This is a genomic window from Methyloversatilis discipulorum, assembly GCF_000385375.1.
Taxonomy (GTDB): Bacteria; Pseudomonadota; Gammaproteobacteria; order Burkholderiales; family Rhodocyclaceae; genus Methyloversatilis; species Methyloversatilis discipulorum_A.
Window position 1 is genome coordinate 333019 of sequence record NZ_ARVV01000001.1, and the last position, 15688, is coordinate 348706.

At 67.0% G+C, this 15688-nt stretch carries 15 protein-coding genes and 1 riboswitch; of the genes, 13 read left to right on the forward strand and 2 right to left on the reverse strand.

Annotation, left to right across the window (positions count from 1 at the left end; all coding sequences use genetic code 11):
• Nucleotides 1-27: 27 nt before the first annotated feature.
• From METRZ18153_RS0101565 to ruvA, 5 genes are read left to right on the forward strand one after another with little or no spacing between them, the layout of a single operon-like run.
• Nucleotides 28-435 (forward strand): PTS sugar transporter subunit IIA, encoded by a 408-nt coding sequence (locus METRZ18153_RS0101565; RefSeq protein WP_020163083.1) that lies wholly within the window; start codon nucleotides 28-30, stop codon nucleotides 433-435.
• Nucleotides 422-691 (forward strand): HPr family phosphocarrier protein, encoded by a 270-nt coding sequence (locus METRZ18153_RS0101570; protein ID WP_020163084.1) that lies wholly within the window; start codon nucleotides 422-424, stop codon nucleotides 689-691. The genes METRZ18153_RS0101565 and METRZ18153_RS0101570 overlap by 14 nt, the downstream gene beginning before the upstream one ends.
• Nucleotides 692-2440: a phosphoenolpyruvate--protein phosphotransferase gene (gene ptsP, locus METRZ18153_RS0101575; RefSeq protein ID WP_020163085.1), complete on the forward strand. Its 1749-nt coding sequence runs from the start codon at nucleotides 692-694 to the stop codon at nucleotides 2438-2440.
• A gap of 5 nt (nucleotides 2441-2445) precedes the next feature.
• Complete coding sequence (ruvC, locus tag METRZ18153_RS0101580; RefSeq protein ID WP_029644358.1) at nucleotides 2446-2982, forward strand: crossover junction endodeoxyribonuclease RuvC; 537 nt, start codon at nucleotides 2446-2448, stop codon at nucleotides 2980-2982.
• A gap of 43 nt (nucleotides 2983-3025) precedes the next feature.
• A complete protein-coding gene (gene ruvA / locus METRZ18153_RS0101585; RefSeq protein ID WP_019915684.1) occupies nucleotides 3026-3601 on the forward strand; it encodes a Holliday junction branch migration protein RuvA in 576 nt (191 codons plus the stop codon).
• A 155-nt stretch (nucleotides 3602-3756) separates the two neighbouring features.
• Here ruvA and METRZ18153_RS0101590 read toward each other — a convergent pair whose 3' ends face one another.
• Nucleotides 3757-4893, reverse strand: a complete 1137-nt coding sequence (locus METRZ18153_RS0101590; RefSeq protein WP_020163087.1) for an EAL and HDOD domain-containing protein — start codon at nucleotides 4891-4893, stop codon at nucleotides 3757-3759.
• 8 nt (nucleotides 4894-4901) lie between these two features.
• Complete coding sequence (locus METRZ18153_RS0101595) at nucleotides 4902-5915, reverse strand: CDP-6-deoxy-delta-3,4-glucoseen reductase (protein WP_020163088.1); 1014 nt, start codon at nucleotides 5913-5915, stop codon at nucleotides 4902-4904.
• 28 nt (nucleotides 5916-5943) lie between these two features.
• Here METRZ18153_RS0101595 and METRZ18153_RS0101600 point away from each other — a divergent pair, with 28 nt between their 5' ends.
• From METRZ18153_RS0101600 to METRZ18153_RS0101635, 8 genes are all read left to right on the forward strand, one after another.
• A complete protein-coding gene (locus tag METRZ18153_RS0101600) occupies nucleotides 5944-6876 on the forward strand; it encodes an SDR family oxidoreductase (protein ID WP_269744941.1) in 933 nt (310 codons plus the stop codon).
• A gap of 11 nt (nucleotides 6877-6887) precedes the next feature.
• Nucleotides 6888-7316 carry a CopD family protein gene (locus METRZ18153_RS0101605; RefSeq protein ID WP_020163090.1) on the forward strand — a complete coding sequence of 143 codons (429 nt, stop codon included), beginning with the start codon at nucleotides 6888-6890 and terminating at the stop codon, nucleotides 7314-7316.
• Nucleotides 7317-7319: 3 nt separating this feature from the next.
• Nucleotides 7320-8582, forward strand: coding sequence for a THUMP domain-containing class I SAM-dependent RNA methyltransferase (locus METRZ18153_RS0101610; protein ID WP_029143480.1), 1263 nt, complete (start codon nucleotides 7320-7322; stop codon nucleotides 8580-8582).
• A gap of 40 nt (nucleotides 8583-8622) precedes the next feature.
• A complete protein-coding gene (locus METRZ18153_RS0101615; protein ID WP_020163092.1) occupies nucleotides 8623-8994 on the forward strand; it encodes a hypothetical protein in 372 nt (123 codons plus the stop codon).
• A gap of 171 nt (nucleotides 8995-9165) precedes the next feature.
• Nucleotides 9166-9555 (forward strand): c-type cytochrome, encoded by a 390-nt coding sequence (locus METRZ18153_RS0101620; protein ID WP_020163093.1) that lies wholly within the window; start codon nucleotides 9166-9168, stop codon nucleotides 9553-9555.
• 30 nt (nucleotides 9556-9585) lie between these two features.
• Nucleotides 9586-9664, forward strand: a riboswitch (SAM riboswitch).
• Nucleotides 9665-9748: 84 nt separating this feature from the next.
• On the forward strand, nucleotides 9749-13432 hold the full coding sequence (gene metH / locus METRZ18153_RS0101625) for a methionine synthase (RefSeq protein ID WP_020163094.1): 3684 nt from the start codon (nucleotides 9749-9751) through the stop codon (nucleotides 13430-13432).
• A 124-nt stretch (nucleotides 13433-13556) separates the two neighbouring features.
• On the forward strand, nucleotides 13557-14831 hold the full coding sequence (locus tag METRZ18153_RS0101630) for a mechanosensitive ion channel family protein (protein ID WP_020163095.1): 1275 nt from the start codon (nucleotides 13557-13559) through the stop codon (nucleotides 14829-14831).
• Between the two features lie 71 nt (nucleotides 14832-14902).
• Nucleotides 14903-15412, forward strand: coding sequence for a GNAT family N-acetyltransferase (locus METRZ18153_RS0101635; protein ID WP_020163096.1), 510 nt, complete (start codon nucleotides 14903-14905; stop codon nucleotides 15410-15412).
• Nucleotides 15413-15688: the final 276 nt, after the last annotated feature.

Genomic DNA, 15688 nt, shown 5'->3' on the forward strand with positions numbered 1-15688 from the left:
GAATGCCGCCAAGGGAGAATTCAAACGATGATCGGCCTGTTTCTGATTACGCACAGCAGCTACGGCGAGTCGCTGATCCAGTGCGCCTGCCACGTGCTCAACACACGGCCGGAGCAGATCGCGCAGCTCGGCGTGTCCGGGCAGGACGATCCGCTGGACCTGCTGCCGCTGGCGCGGCGGATGATGTCCGTCGTCGACAGCGGTGAAGGTGTGCTGCTGCTGACCGACATCTTCGGTGCCACGCCGTCCAATCTGGCACTCAAGCTGTGCGTGCCGGACAAGGTCGAGGCGGTGTCCGGCGTCAATCTTCCCATGCTGCTGCGCACGCTGACCTATCGCGAGCGCGAAACGCTGCATGGGCTGGTCAACAAGGCGGTCAGCGGTGGCCGCGACGGAGTGATGGCGATGAAGGTGGGGCGCGATGCCAAGACGTGAGATCGAAATCACCAACAAGCTGGGCCTGCACGCGCGCGCCTCGGCCAAGCTGACCCAGATCGCGAGCCGCCACGGCTGCGAGGTCTGGCTGGAGCGCAACGGTCGCCGCATCAATGCGAAGAGCATCATGGGCGTCATGATGCTGGCGGCCGCCAAAGGCTCGGTCATCATCATCGAGACCGAAGGCGCCGACGCCGACGCTGCCATGACTGCACTGGTCGCGCTGATCGAGGACAAGTTCGGCGAGGGCGAGTAAGTGACCTTCACGCTGCACGGTCTCGCCGTTTCCGGCGGCATCGCGATCGGCCATGCCTATCTGGTGTCGCACGCGACGCTCGAGGTGGCCCACTATTCGCTGCCGCCGCGCAAGGTCGATGACGAAGTCGTCCGGCTCGGCCGCGCCTTCGACGCCGTGCGTGGCGAACTGGCCGAGCTGCGCAGCGGCCTGCTGAACGACGGTACCGAGGCGCGCGGCGAACTGCTCGCTTTCGTCGACCTGCACAGCATGATCCTCGACGATCCGCTGCTGCTCGACGAGGCCGGCGAGTACATCCGCAGCCGTCGCTGCAATGCCGAGTGGGCGATCAAGCGGCAGATGGACCGGCTGGTCGAGCAGTTCGAACAGATCGACGACGCCTACCTGCGCAGCCGCAGCGCCGACGTGGTGCAGGTGGTCGAGCGCGTGATCAAGGCGCTGGCCGGCAAGCGCAATCGCGTCAGTACCCGCCGTCGCGACACCGACAGCATCGTTGTCGCACACGATCTGTCGCCAGCCGACACCATACAGTTCAAGGCGCAGCGCATCGCCGCCTTCGTGACCGACCTCGGCGGTGCCACCTCGCACACCGCCATCGTCGCCCGCAGCCTGGCGATCCCGGCGCTGGTCGGCATGCATCAGGCGCGCCGGCTGATCCAGGACGACGACATGCTCATCGTCGATGGTGTGCGCGGCGTGCTCATCATCAATCCGGACGAGCGCATCCTCGACGAGTACCGGCTGCGCGCGCGCGAGATCGAGATCGAGCGCTCGAAGCTGAAGCGACTCACCGGCGCCGTCGCCACCACGCTGGACGGTGAGGCGGTACAGCTGTTCGCCAACATCGAGCTGCCGCAGGACGTCGAACAGGTGCGCGAAGTCGAGGCCGACGGCATCGGTCTGTTCCGCACCGAGTTCATGTTCCTGAACCGCGACGACCTGCCGGACGAGGACGAGCAGTTCGAGGCCTACCGCAGCGTGGTGCAGGCGATGAAGGGCAAGCCGGTCACCATGCGCACGCTGGACATCGGCGCCGACAAGGCGCTGCGCGGCGCCGAGCGCAGCGAAGCCAACCCGGCGCTCGGTCTGCGCGCGATCCGCTACTGCCTGGCCGAGCCGCGCATGTTCGTCACCCAGCTGCGCGCCATCCTGCGCGCCGCGCACTACGGCAAGGTGCGCATCATGCTGCCCATGGTGGCCTTCCAGCACGAGATCGAATCGGCGCTGGCGATGATCGCGCTGGCCAAGCAGCAGCTGCGCGAGGCGAACCGCAGGTACGACGACCGGGTCGAGATCGGCGCCATGGTCGAGATTCCGGCTGCGGCGCTGGCGCTCGGAACGCTGATGAACCACTTCAGCTTCCTGTCCATCGGCACCAATGACCTGATCCAGTACACGCTGGCGATCGACCGTGCCGACGAGGCAGTGGCGCATCTCTACGACCCGCTGCATCCGGCCGTGCTGCGGCTGGTGCAGCAGGTGATCGCGCAGGCCAAGCGCGCCGGCATGCCGGTAGCGGTGTGCGGAGAGATGGCCGGCGAGCCGCAGTTCGCGCGCCTGCTGCTCGGTATGGGTCTGCGCCAGTTCTCGATGCATCCGTCGCAGCTGCTGGAAGTGAAGCGCGAAGTACTGCGCTGCGACTGCGGCGATATCGCGCCGCGCGTGATCAAGCTGCTGCGCTCCGACGACCCGATCCGCATCCGCGAGCAACTCGAGCGCATCAACGCCGGCAGCGGCATCGTGCAGTGAGCAACATGCGCATCCTGGGCATAGACCCTGGCCTGCGCATCACCGGCTTCGGCGTACTCGAAGCCGAGGGCGCAAAGCTGCGTTACGTCGCCAGCGGCCGCATCACCTCGAACGAGCGCGAGCCGCTGCCGTCGCGCATTGCCACGCTGTTCGCCGGCATACGCGAAGTGGTCGATACCTGGCAGCCGACGCACGCGGCGGTGGAAATCGTCTTCGTGAACGTGAATCCACAATCGACGCTGCTGCTCGGTCAGGCGCGCGGTGCCGCGCTGTCGGCGTTGACCGCCACCGGCCTGCCGGTAGCCGAGTACACCGCGCTGCAGGTGAAGCAGGCCGTGGTCGGCCACGGCAAGGCGAACAAGGAACAGGTGCAGTACATGGTGGCCCGCCTGCTGGCGCTGGCCGCGGCCCCCGGCACCGACGCTGCCGACGCGCTGGCCTGCGCCATCTGCCACGCCCACGCGGCGCGCGGCATGGGCGCCATCGGCGGCCCCGGCGCCCGCCGGCGCGGCGGGCGTATCATCGCGCGTCGTCCGGCCTGATCGCATCCGTCGCGGCCAGCGCCTTCAGTCTCCCGGAGTTTTCATGATCGGTCGCCTCACCGGCTCGCTGCTGGAAAAGAATCCGCCGCGCATCCTGCTCGACGTGCAGGGCGTGGGCTATGAAGTCGATGTGCCGATGAGCACCTTCTACAACCTGCCCGCCATCGGCGAGCGGGTGACGCTGCACACGCATTTCGTCGTGCGCGAGGACGGGCATTTCCTGTTCGGCTTCGGCGCGCCGGCCGAGCTCGCGGCCTTTCGCCAGCTGGTGAAGATCAGCGGCATCGGCCCGCGCATGGCGCTGGCCGTGCTGTCCGGCATGTCGGTCGACGAACTGGCGCGCGTGGTGGCGATGCAGGAGGCGGGCCGGCTGACCAAGATCCCGGGCATCGGCAAGAAGACGGCCGAGCGTTTGCTGCTCGAACTGCGTGACAAGCTGATGCCGACCGTGTCGCTGGCTGCTGCGGTGGCGCCCGATGCCGGCGCCGACATCCTGAACGCGCTGATGGCGCTCGGTTACAGCGATCGCGAGGCGCAGGCGGCGCTGAAGACCTTGCCGGAAGGCGTCAGCGTGTCCGATGGCATCCGCCAGGCCCTGAAGGCGCTTTCGAAGGCCTGATACGGCAGGGACGCACCCTGTGGGAGCGGCCTTGGCCGCGACGCGGCAGTGGCGGGCCGCCCGCTTCGATCCGGGCTGCTATCGCGAGCAAGCTCGCTCCCGTTGGGAAACGCCGGCTCCGATGGTGGGTCGGGCGCGTTCTTCCGAACCGGAACTCAGAACTCAAGCGTGTCGGCGAACTTCAGCGCCGACAGCTGGGCGCGATTGACGGCGTCGGCGCTCAGGCCGAGTGCGTGCGTCAGTTCCGACAATGCATCGGCCGACGCATCCTCGCAGGCGCGGGCCAGTTTCAGGAACGGTGTGTAGGCGCCGTCCTGACCGAGCAGCGCGTCGCTGATGCGGTCCGGCAGCGACATTTCTTCGAGCACCTTGTCCATCGGCGCGCCGAGCAGACGGTCGAGCAGCGAGAAGGCGCCGGTGATGAATAGGTTGTCGTGCTCCTCGCGCGGGAAGAACTCGGCGCCCAGCACCTCCATCAGCCGGCCGCGGGCGATCGCCGCCTGCATCAGCGCCGGCGCCGACGGATCCTTGCCGGCGGTTACCAGCAGCAGCGACAGCCACTTGTTCAGCTTTTCGTAGCCGAGGATGACGACGGCGTGGCGGAAGGACTGCACCTGACACATCAGGCCGAAACCGGCCGAGTTGATGTAGCGCAGCAGCTTGAAGGACAGCGCCACGTCCTGCTTCATCGCGTCCTCGATCTGCTTGGGGTCGGCGTTGCGGCGGACCAGATTCAGCACGCGCACGATCTGCGCATGCGCCGGTGCGAGCTTCTTCGCCGTGGTCTGGCCGGCCTTGAAGAACCAGCCGGCGGCGCCGCCGTAACCGGCCTTGATCGCGGCATCGAACGCAGCGGGTTCATCGATGCCGGTGGCGATCAGGATGCCCGGCACGCGGATCGTGACCGGCTGCACGCGCGCGTCGGCCATCACGAAGCGGAAGGCGAGGCCGGCCGGTATTTCGGTACCGGCCTTGTAATCGGACAACACCAGCGGCAGCCCTGACTGGGCCAGCTGCGACACCGCCTGCGCGGTCACCGGGTCGGCCAGCGACGGCGCGGCGACCTCGAGCATGGCGCCCTCGGGCGCGATCCAGTCGGCCAGCGTGGCGTCCGGCCGGCAACCGGCGAGGCCGACGAAGACCGGGCGCGCCAGCGGCCAGTCATCGCCGATCGATTCGAGCGCGGCCACCGCGGTCGCGCAGTCCGGTGCGTGCACGCGCAGCCGTGTGGCAGTGATCGCCCGCTGCTTGTTGACCACCGGTTCCCGGGTGAAGAAAACGTCCTGGTCCATTGCGTCGATTAGGTCGAATAGGTGAAGGAGTCGGCGTGAAAATGCTCTATCGGCAGCCCGCACTGGCGGGTGAAGTCCTCCTTCGCCGCATCGATCATCGCCGGGCCGCCACAGGCATAGACCTGGTGACCCGACAGGTCGGGCAGATCGGCCATGACGACCTGGTGGACGAAGCCGGTGCGGCCGTCCCATGCGTCGCCAGCGGCCGGCTCCGACAGTACCGGCACGTAGCGGAAGCCGGGCAGGGCGCCGACCCAGCTCTGCGCGAGATCGTGCATGTAGAGGTCCTGTTTCGTGCGCGCACCCCAGTACAGCGTGATCGGCTGCGTGTAACCGATCTTGATCGCATGTTCGATCACCGCCTTGATCGGCGCGAAACCGGTGCCGCCGGCCACCATCACCACCGGGCGCTCGACGTCCTCGCGCAGGAAGAAGCTGCCGTGCGGGCCTTCGAAACGCAGGATGTCGCGTTCCTTCATTGCGCCGAACACGTGGCCGGTGAAATGACCGCCCGGCACTTCGCGGATGTGCAGCGTGATGAACTCATCGTCGTGCGGCGCATTGGCGATCGAGAAGCTGCGACGCTTTCCCTCCTTCAGCAGGAAGTCGATGTACTGGCCGGCCAGGAACTGCAGGCGCTCGTTGGCCGGCAGCTTCAGCTTGAGCAGCATCACGTCGGGCGCAAGTTTCTGCATCTCCTGCACGCGGGTGGGCAGGGTGCGCACCGCGATGTCCTTCAGGCCGCCGACCTCGCGGCATTCGAGCACCAGATCGGAACAGGCCTTCGCGACGCAGAACAGCGCATAGCCCTGGGTCTTCTCCTGCTCGGTCAGCTTGGCGGCCTGATACTGGCCGTAATCGACGGTGCCGGACAGTATCTTGCCCTTGCACGAGCCGCAGGCGCCGTTGCGGCAGCCATACGGAAGGTTGAAGCCTGCGGCGAGGGCGGCGTCGAGCAGGCGGGTTTCGGAATCGGTAGCGAACTGGTGCTGGCTGGGCTGGAGCGTGACCTGATAGGACATGGCTGCGTGAGACAATCCGGTAATGAAGATGACGAGCAGACCGCGACGCACTGCCCCTGGAAACTGGTGCGGCGCCCGGTCAAGACTGCTGATTGTAGGCTGTGGCGACGTTGCGCGTCGCGCCCTGCCTTGGCTTGCCCGCCGGATACGGGTGCTGGCGCTGGTGCGCAGCGATGTCGCTGCGGCCGACCTGCGCCCGCTGGGCGTGCGCTGCGTACGGGCCGACCTCGACCAGCGGCGCAGCCTGCGTCGCGTCGCTGCGCTTGCCCGCTGGGTGTGGCATTTCGCGCCGCCGCCGAATTCCGGCGCGGCGACCGACCCGCGCAGCCGGGCGCTGGTCGATGTGCTGGCGCGTGCCGGTCGCGTGCGCCGGCTCTGTTACATCAGCACCAGTGGCGTGTACGGCGACTGCGGCGGTGCCCTCGTGCCGGAGAGCCGGCCGTTGCGGCCGGCGAGCGCGCGTGGCAAGCGACGGGTCGACGCCGAGCGCGCAGTGCGCACGCTGGCTCGGCGCGGCGTCGCCGTGTCCATCCTGCGCGCGCCCGGCATCTACGGCCCGGACCGCCTGCCGCTCGAACGTCTGCAGCGCGGTGACCCGGTGCTGCAGGCCGACGACGACGTGCACACCAATCACATCGATGCCGAAGATCTCGCCCGCCTGGCCTGGGCCGCGCTGCACCGCGCACGCGGCGGCCGCACCTACAACGCCAGCGACGACACCCGGCTCAAGATGGCCGACTATTTCGACCGCGTCGCCGATGCCTTTGCGCTGCCGCGCCCGCCGCGCGTCGCACGTGCAGAGGCGGCGCAGAAGCTGTCGCCGATGACGCTTTCCTTCATGGGTGAGTCGCGCGTGCTCGACAACCGCCGCATGAAGCGCGAACTGCGCGTCCGGCTGTCGCGGCCCGATGTCGACGCCGTGCTCGCCGCCGCACTGAATTCTCCTTCCACGACCTCCTGACCCTGTCGACCATGCAAAGCAGTTACCTCTGGGCCAAGGCCCTGCACATCGTTTTCGTCACCAGCTGGTTCGCCGGCCTGTTCTATCTGCCACGCCTCTTCGTCAACCTGGCCATGCTCGGGCCGGAGGAGGGCGCCGTGCGCGACCGCCTGCTGCTGATGTCGCGCAAGCTGCTGCGTTTCATGGGCCCGCTGGCCGGGCTGGCGGTTGGCTTCGGCCTCTGGCTTTGGCTGGGCGAGGGCATTTCCGGCGGCTGGATGCACGCCAAGCTCACGCTGGTGCTGCTGCTGGTCGGCTACCACCATTACTGCGCCCGGCTGCTGCGCGACTTCGAAGCGGGCCGCAACACGCGCAGCCACGTCTGGTACCGATGGTTCAACGAAGCGCCGGTGCTGGTGCTGTTCGTGGTCGTCATCCTCGTCGTGCTGAAGCCTTTCTGAGCCATGAATACTCCGAATTCCGCCAGACCCGGCGTGCGCGCCGTTCGCCGCGTCGTCCGCGAAGAGCCTGAAGTGCAGTCGGGCCAGTATTTCTTCTCGCCCTGTCCGCGTGGCCTCGAGCCCGTGCTGGCCGACGAGCTGACGCGGCTCGGTGCGGCCGACGTCAAGGTCGTGCCGGGTGGTGTCGGTTTCACCGGCGACTGGAAGCTGGCCTACACCGTCAACCTGGAAAGCCGCATCGCCACCCGTGTGCTGTGGCGCGTCGGCCAGGGGCCGTACCGCAAGGAAGACGACATCTTCAAGCTCGCCTACGGTCTGCCCTGGGAGCGCTGGTTCAGCCCCAAGCGCACGCTGCGCGTCTACACGACCGCAGTGCGCTCGCCGCTGAAGAGCGTCGATTTCGTGACGCTGCGGGTGAAGGACGCGATCTGCGACCGCATGCGCGAACAGACCCGGCAGCGGCCCAGCATCGACACCGCCAATCCGGACGTGCGCGCCCACGTCTTCCTGACCGACCGCGAAGCCACGCTCTACCTCGACACCTCGGGTGAGCCGCTGTACAAGCGCGGCTTCAAGGTGGCCGCGGTCGAGGCGCCGATCAAGGAAAACCTCGCCGCCGGCATCATCATGCTGTCCGGCTGGGACAAGGTGGAACCCTTCTTCGACCCGATGTGCGGCAGCGGCACCTTCCTGATCGAAGCCGCGCAGATGGCGCTCGACATCGCGCCCGGCCTCGGCCGCAGCTTCGCCTTCGAAAAGCTCACGCCGTTCAGCGCCGCCGTATGGACGACGATACGTGAGGCCGCCGCCGCGCGCGCCCAGCCGCCACGCGAGCTGCCCATATTCGGCTCCGACATTTCCGGCCGCGAGCTGGCGCGCACCAAGGAAAACCTTCAGGCGGCGAAGCTGCCCTGGGTGGTGAAGGTGGAAGGGGCGGACGTGCTGGACCGCGAACCGCCGGCCGACCACGGCGTGATGGTGACCAACCCGCCCTACGGCGTGCGGCTGGAAGACAAACCGGCACTGGACGCCTTCTATCCGAAGCTGGGCGACCTGCTGAAGCAGCGCTACGCGGGCTGGCGCTGCCACTTCATCACCGCCGATCCGGATTTCCCGAAGCTGATCAAGCTGAAGGCGAGCCGGCGCACGCCGCTGTTCAATGGCGCGCTCGAATGCCGGCTGTTCGAGTACCGCATGGTCGAGGGCAGCCTGCGCACGCGTCGCACCGGCACCGACGACGAACCGGGCAGCGCCGGGCCGGTCTGACCGGCAAGCGGCGCATTTGCGCCGATCCGGAGGAGACGTCATGAACCGCATGCTGTGCGCGCTGCTCGGTGCGCTCACGCTGTCCGCCGGCGCAAATGCCGGACAGGAGTCGGCGAACACGCAGGACTGGATCGTCGCCGGCCGCCTCGGCCTGATGCAGTTCATCGTCGTGCCCGAAGCGTCGGCGCGCGACCGCGCCTACTACAGCCGCGTGATCGAACAGAGCTGCGACAAGGAAGAAACCTGCTTCCTGCGCTTCTTCACCAACAGCAGCGGTGCGGCGCCGGTCGTGCCGCTGCCCGACGCCATCCTGGCCGAGCCGACCGCGATGTTCCAGCGCTCGATCAAGCAGGCGCGCGAACAGTTCCAGTGGAGCTGCCGGCTCGGGCTGGCTGAGGCGAACTGCTTCTGAACGGGTCGGTCTTTCGTGCGCGAAGCGATAGTTTTTGCGCCGCAGCACGCCCTTGATGCACGTCAATTCCCTGCCCGTTGTGGGGGATTAGCGTGGCGACATGAGATGCCGCAACGGTTTCACGAGAGCCGTCACGGCACCAGACGCCTATATTCATCAGGGAGAAAGACCATGAACACCTTCCGTTACGCAGTTGCAGCAGGCGCCTTGTCGCTCGCGCTGGGCAGCAGCCCGGCGATGGCCGACCCATCCAAGGATGCTTCGATGCTGAAGCTCGCCGCCAGCAGTGGCTGCACCGTCTGTCACAGCGTGGAGCCGGCCAAGAATGCCGACGGCCGCACGCCGGTCGGGCCTCCGTGGCGTGACGTCGCCGCGCGCTACTACGGCGTCAAGGACGCGCAGAAGCAGCTGGTGCAGACGGTGATGAAGGGCTCCAACCCCTACGACAGTCACTGGAAGGGCAAGGCCGCCGGTCTGGCGATGCCGCCCAACGCGGTGGCCATCAACGAAGCCGACGCCAGCAAGCTGGTCGGCTGGATACTGTCGATGGACGTCCGCTGAAACTTGACTTGAACCCCGCACCCCCTTAAGGTGCGGGTCCGCGCCGATTTGAGCCTCCAGCTTGCGGGCGCGTTATAAATGCCGCTAAAGCGAGCTGCCCACGACCCGTCAGCACGCTTTCCGCGTTCGGCGGGTTTTTCGCTTTTGTGTCCGCCATTCGATGATCACGGGTCGCCGCTCCACGGAGAGACCGATGATTCGTCCAGACTGCACCGAACAGCTCAAGGCCCTGATGGCCCGCCGCATCCTGATTCTGGATGGCGCGATGGGCACCATGGTGCAGAAGCACCGGCTGGTCGAGGCTGACTACCGCGGCACGCGCTTCGCCGATCACCCGAAGGACCTCAAGGGCAACAACGATCTGCTGCTGCTGACGCGGCCGGACGTGATCCGCGGCATCCACGCGGCCTATCTCGAGGCCGGCGCGGACATCATCGAAACCAACACTTTCAACGCCACGGTGATTTCGCAGGCCGAGTACGGCCTGGAAGCGATCGTGCACGAGCTGAACGTCGAAGGTGCGCGCATCGCGCGCGCGGCCTGTGACGAATACACCGCGAAGAACCCGGACAAGCCGCGCTTCGTCGCCGGCGTGCTGGGCCCGACTTCGCGTACCTGTTCGCTGTCGCCGGACGTGAACGATCCGGGCTTCCGCAACGTCAGCTTCGACCAGCTGGTCGATGACTACGTCGCCGCCGCGCGCGGCCTGACCGAAGGCGGCGCTGATCTGCTGCTGATCGAGACCGTGTTCGACACGCTGAATGCGAAGGCTGCGGTGTTCGCGGTCGAGAAGTTCTTCGACGAGGTCGGCCGCCGCTGGCCGGTCATGATTTCCGGCACCATCACCGACGCCTCCGGCCGCACGCTGTCCGGCCAGACTGCCGAGGCGTTCTGGAATTCGCTGCGTCACGCCAATCCGATTTCGTTCGGCTTCAACTGCGCGCTTGGCCCGAAGGACATGCGCCAGCACGTCGAGGAACTGGCGCATCTGGCCGACACTCATGTGTCCGCCCACCCGAACGCCGGCCTGCCGAACGCCTTCGGCGAGTACGACGAAACGCCGGCCGACATGGTGAATCACCTGCGCGAATGGGCGCAGTCCGGCTTCCTGAACATCGTCGGCGGTTGCTGCGGCACCACGCCTGACCACATCCGTGCCTTCGCCGAGGCGATGGGCGGCATGCCGCCGCGCGTCGTGCCGGAGATCGAACGCAAGCTGCGCCTGTCCGGGCTGGAAGCGTTCAATGTCGGCGCCGACTCGCTGTTCGTGAACGTCGGCGAGCGCACCAACGTGACCGGCTCGCGCGCCTTCGCGAAAATGATTCTGGAATCGCGTTTCGACGACGCGCTGGCAGTGGCACGCCAGCAGGTCGAGAACGGCGCCCAGGTCATCGACATCAATATGGACGAGGCGATGCTGGATTCGGTCGCTGCGATGGAGCGTTTCCTCAAGCTCATCGCTTCCGAGCCGGACATTTCGCGCGTGCCCATCATGCTCGATTCGTCTAAGTGGAGCGTGATCGAAGCCGGCCTGAAGTGCATCCAGGGCAAGGGCGTCATCAACTCGATCTCGATGAAGGAAGGCGAGGCCGAATTCCTGCGCCAGGCCAAGCTCGCACGTCGTTACGGCGCGGCGGTCATCGTGATGGCCTTCGACGAGAAGGGCCAGGCCGACACCTACCAGCGCAAGACCGAAATCTGCCAGCGCGCCTACACGCTGCTGACCGAGCAGGTGGGCTTCCCGCCGGAAGACATCATCTTCGACCCGAACATCTTCGCCATCGCCACCGGTATCGCCGAGCACGACAACTACGCGGTCGACTACATCGAAGCGGTGGGCTGGATACACAAGAACCTGCCGTACGCGAAGACTTCGGGCGGCGTGTCGAACGTGAGCTTCTCCTTCCGCGGCAACGACCCGGTGCGCGAAGCCATCCACACCGTGTTCCTGTACCACGCGATCCGCAACGGCCTGTCGATGGGCATCGTGAACGCCGGCCAGCTCGGCGTGTACGAGGACATCCCGCAGCCGCTGCGCGACAAGGTCGAGGACGTGGTGCTGAACCGCCACCCGGGAGCCGGCGACGCGCTGGTCGAATTCGCGATCACGGTGAAGGGACAGGCGAAGGAATCGACGCAGGATCTGGCCTGGCGCGAATGGCCGGTCGACAAGCGCCTCGAACACGCGCTGGTCAAGGGCATCACCGAATTCGTCGTCGAGGACACCGAAGAGGTGCGCGCGCGGCTGGAAGCCGAAGGCAAGCCGCCGCTGGCGGTGATCGAAGGCCCGCTGATGGCCGGCATGAACCACGTCGGCGACCTGTTCGGTGCCGGCAAGATGTTCCTGCCGCAGGTGGTGAAGTCGGCGCGCGTGATGAAGCAGGCGGTGGCCCATCTGCAGCCCTACATCGAGGCGTCGAAGAAGGTCGGCGAAACCAAGGGCCGCGTCGTCATGGCGACGGTGAAGGGCGATGTGCACGACATCGGCAAGAACATCGTCGGCGTCGTGCTCGGCTGCAACGGTTACGACGTGATCGATCTCGGCGTCATGGTGTCGTGCGACCGCATCCTGCAGACCGCGCGCGAACACAAGGCCGACATCATCGGCCTGTCGGGCCTGATCACGCCGTCGCTGGAAGAGATGAGCCACGTCGCGTCCGAAATGACGCGCGAGGGCTTCGACATTCCGCTGCTGATCGGCGGCGCCACCACTTCGCGTGCGCACACCGCGATCAAGATCGCGCCGCATTACGCGTCGCCAGTGGTGTATGTGCCGGACGCCTCGCGCGCGGTCGGCGTCGCCACCAGCCTGCTGTCGAAGGACCAGCGCGCGGCCTATGCCGAAGAAGTGGCGGCCGACTACGCGAAGATCCGCGAACAGCACGCCGCGAAGAAGGGCCAGAAGCTGGTGTCGCTGAACGACGCGCGCGACAACGCTTACTGCTGCGGCTGGGGCAGCGAAGTGATTCCCGAACGGCCGCAGAAGATCGGCCGCCAGGTGATCGCGGACCAGGATCTGTCGGCGCTGGTCGACTACATCGACTGGGGTCCGTTCTTCCAGACCTGGGAACTGTCGGGTCCGTATCCGGCCATCCTCGACGACGAGATCGTCGGCGAGGAGGCGCGCAAGCTGCTCGCCGACGCGCAGGCCATGCTGCAGCAGGTGATAGCCGGCAAGTGGCTCACCGCGCGCGCCGTATATGGCATCTGGCCGGCCAACAGCCGCGGCGACGACATCGAGTTCTACAGCGACGAGACGCGCCTGAATACCGCGATGACCTGGCACAACCTGCGCCAGCAGCACGAGCGCCCGGCCGGCAAGCCGCACTACTGCCTGGCCGACTTCGTGGCGCCGCGCGCCAGCGGCGTGGCCGACTGGGCCGGCGCCTTCGTCGTCACCGCCGGCATCGGCATCGAAACCAAGCTGGCCGAGTTCGAGAAGACGCACGACGACTACAGCAGCATCATGCTGAAGGCGCTGGCCGACCGTCTGGCCGAAGCCTTCGCCGAGTACCTGCATGCGAAGGTGCGGCGCGAGGACTGGGGCTATGCGCGTGACGAGCAGCTCGACAACGCCGCGCTGATCGCCGAGAAGTACCGCGGCATCCGCCCGGCGCCGGGCTATCCGGCCTGCCCGGACCACACCGAGAAGGGCGATCTGTTCCGCCTGCTCGACGCCGAGGCGGCGATCGGCGTGTCGCTGACTGAAAGCTACGCAATGCTGCCAACGGCCGCGGTAAGCGGCTTCTACCTCGCCCACCCGGACGCGCAGTACTTCGCGATCACCAAGGTGGGCGCCGATCAGGTGGCCGATCTGGCGGCGCGCAAGGGCATGCCCGAGCCCATCATGAAGCGCTGGCTGGCGCCGGTGATCTGACGCAGGCAGGGCGGGCCCCCGCCCTGCGGAACCCCTGCCGTGGGCGGCTGTCGGTCCTGCATGCCGACAGAGCCGGCGCGCCTTCGCGGTGGCGCCGCCATCGGCCATTCACAGGGAGACAACAATGACGGGCTACCTCGAGCTCATGGAGGCCTTCGACCATTACCCGCCGGAGCTGCGCGCGCTGATCGGCGTCGTGCTGATCGCACTGCTGGCCTGGGTAGCCAACTGGATGGTCAAGAAGGTGCTGCTGCGCCTGCTGTCGCGCGTGCAGCGCATGTTGCCGGTCGCCGAAGGGCAGACGGCCTTCGATGACAAGGTCGTGCGCCGTCTGTCCAATGTCGTGCCGGCACTGATCGCGCACAACGGCATCGCACTGCTGCCCGACGTACCGCCGACCGCGGTTACCGTGGTGCAGAACGTGGCCAGCGCCTTCATGGTGCTCACCGTTGCGCTCGCGGTCGGCGCGCTGCTCAGCTGGCTGAACGCACTGTACGAGCGGCGGCCCGGTGCCCACCTGAAGCCGATCAAGGGCTACATCCAGGTGGTGAAGATCGTGCTTTACGCCGTTGCCGCCATCCTGATGGTGGCGGCGCTGATCGACCGCTCGCCGCTCATCCTGCTGTCCGGCCTCGGTGCGATGGCCGCCGTGCTGATGCTGGTGTTCCAGGACACGCTGCTGTCACTGGTGGCCAGCGTGCAGATTTCGTCGAACGACATCGTGCGTGTCGGCGACTGGGTCGAAATGCCGCAGCTCAATGCCGATGGCGACGTGATCGATATCGCGCTGCATACGGTGAAGGTGCAGAACTGGGACAAGACCATCACCACGATCCCGACCAAGCGCTTCATCACCGATCCGTTCAAGAACTGGCGTGGCATGAAGGAAGCCGGCGGTCGCCGCATCAAGCGCAGCCTGCTGCTCGACCAGCAGAGCGTGCGCTTCCTGTCCGACGACGAGCGACGCGGCCTGGCGCGCTTTGCCGTGCTCGAGGACTACCTCGGCGAGAAGCAGCGCGAGATCGACGACTGGAACCGTCAGCTCGAAGCGCGCGGCAAGGCGCCGGTGAACCAGCGCCGTGTCACCAACATCGGCTGTTTCCGCGCCTACGTGGAGCGCTTCCTGCGCGCGCATCCGGGCATACACCGCGACATGACGCTGCTGGTGCGCCAGCTGGCACCGACGCCCGACGGACTGCCGCTGGAAATCTACTGTTTCACGCGCACGACGGTGTGGGCGGAGTACGAAGGCATACAGTCCGACATCTTCGACCACCTGCTGGCCATCCTGCCGGAGTTCGGTCTGCGCGTGAGTCAGCATCCGATCGGCGTCGACCTGCGCGAGATCGGTCGCGGGCTCGCCGCCGGTCAGCGGGCGGAACTGCGCGCCGCGTCGTGAGGCGGGGCACGATTCTCGCAATCCGGCGTGGTACCGCCGCACATTTCACTTCCCGAGGTCCTGCCGTACCGATGCATCCGATCATCCGCACTATGCGCGCCGACGATGTCGACGCGGTGCTTGCGCTGCAGGCAATCGCCTATGCCGACGCCGCCTTCGCCCCCGAGGGCGCTGCCGTCTATCTGAACCGCATCAGCTTGGCACCGGATCTTTGCCTGGTAGCGCAGTCTGCTGCCGGCGATCTGCTCGGCTATCTGGTTTCCCACCCCTGGCACGACGGCAAGCCGCCGGCGCTGCACACCGAACTTTCCGCGCTGCCGGTGCCGGCGACGCGCTGGTATCTGCATGACTGCGCGGTGGCCGTGTCGGCGCGCGGCAGCGGCGTGGCGGCCGCGCTGTACGAGGCGGCACACGACCTGGCGATATGCCGCGGACTTCGCTGTGCCGCCCTGGTGGCGGTCGGCGATGCCGCCGGTTACTGGGCGCAGCGCGGCTACCGGGCAGCGCGTGGGACCGTGCCTGAGCAGGCGCTGGCCAGCTATGGCGAAGATGCCTGCTACATGACCAGCGTGCTTGGCTGAGGCGCAGCACGGGCAAGCTTCGCGGGTTTCTGTGAGAGGGAACGGGTCTTCTGATCCCGAACGCGACCTGTATCGAAGCCTGCGGACCGCAGCGGTCGCGTCGCGGCCAAGGCCGCTCCCACAGAGGGGGACGCCAGACTCGCGGTCGGTGGCCGGAGCCGGGTTTCTGTGGGAAGGGTCTTCTGACCCCGACTGCGGACTGTATCGAAGCCTGCGGACTGCATTGACCGTGTCGCGGCCAAGGCCGCTCCCACAGCGGGCGCCAGACTCGTGGCC

Bases quoted from the DNA above. Each gene is read 5' to 3' on its own strand.
- METRZ18153_RS0101605 (WP_020163090.1), top strand. From the start codon at position 6,888: ATGCAAAGCAGTTACCTCTGGGCCAAGGCCCTGCACATCGTTTTCGTC.
- METRZ18153_RS0101635 (WP_020163096.1), top strand. From the start codon at position 14,903: ATGCATCCGATCATCCGCACTATGCGCGCCGACGATGTCGACGCGGTG.
- METRZ18153_RS0101600 (WP_269744941.1), top strand. From the start codon at position 5,944: ATGACGAGCAGACCGCGACGCACTGCCCCTGGAAACTGGTGCGGCGCC.
- METRZ18153_RS0101590 (WP_020163087.1), bottom strand. From the start codon at position 4,893: ATGGACCAGGACGTTTTCTTCACCCGGGAACCGGTGGTCAACAAGCAG.
- METRZ18153_RS0101570 (WP_020163084.1), top strand. From the start codon at position 422: ATGCCAAGACGTGAGATCGAAATCACCAACAAGCTGGGCCTGCACGCG.
- ruvA (WP_019915684.1), top strand. From the start codon at position 3,026: ATGATCGGTCGCCTCACCGGCTCGCTGCTGGAAAAGAATCCGCCGCGC.
- ruvC (WP_029644358.1), top strand. From the start codon at position 2,446: ATGCGCATCCTGGGCATAGACCCTGGCCTGCGCATCACCGGCTTCGGC.
- METRZ18153_RS0101595 (WP_020163088.1), bottom strand. From the start codon at position 5,915: ATGTCCTATCAGGTCACGCTCCAGCCCAGCCAGCACCAGTTCGCTACC.
- METRZ18153_RS0101610 (WP_029143480.1), top strand. From the start codon at position 7,320: ATGAATACTCCGAATTCCGCCAGACCCGGCGTGCGCGCCGTTCGCCGC.
- METRZ18153_RS0101620 (WP_020163093.1), top strand. From the start codon at position 9,166: ATGAACACCTTCCGTTACGCAGTTGCAGCAGGCGCCTTGTCGCTCGCG.
- METRZ18153_RS0101565 (WP_020163083.1), top strand. From the start codon at position 28: ATGATCGGCCTGTTTCTGATTACGCACAGCAGCTACGGCGAGTCGCTG.
- METRZ18153_RS0101630 (WP_020163095.1), top strand. From the start codon at position 13,557: ATGACGGGCTACCTCGAGCTCATGGAGGCCTTCGACCATTACCCGCCG.
- METRZ18153_RS0101615 (WP_020163092.1), top strand. From the start codon at position 8,623: ATGAACCGCATGCTGTGCGCGCTGCTCGGTGCGCTCACGCTGTCCGCC.
- metH (WP_020163094.1), top strand. From the start codon at position 9,749: ATGATTCGTCCAGACTGCACCGAACAGCTCAAGGCCCTGATGGCCCGC.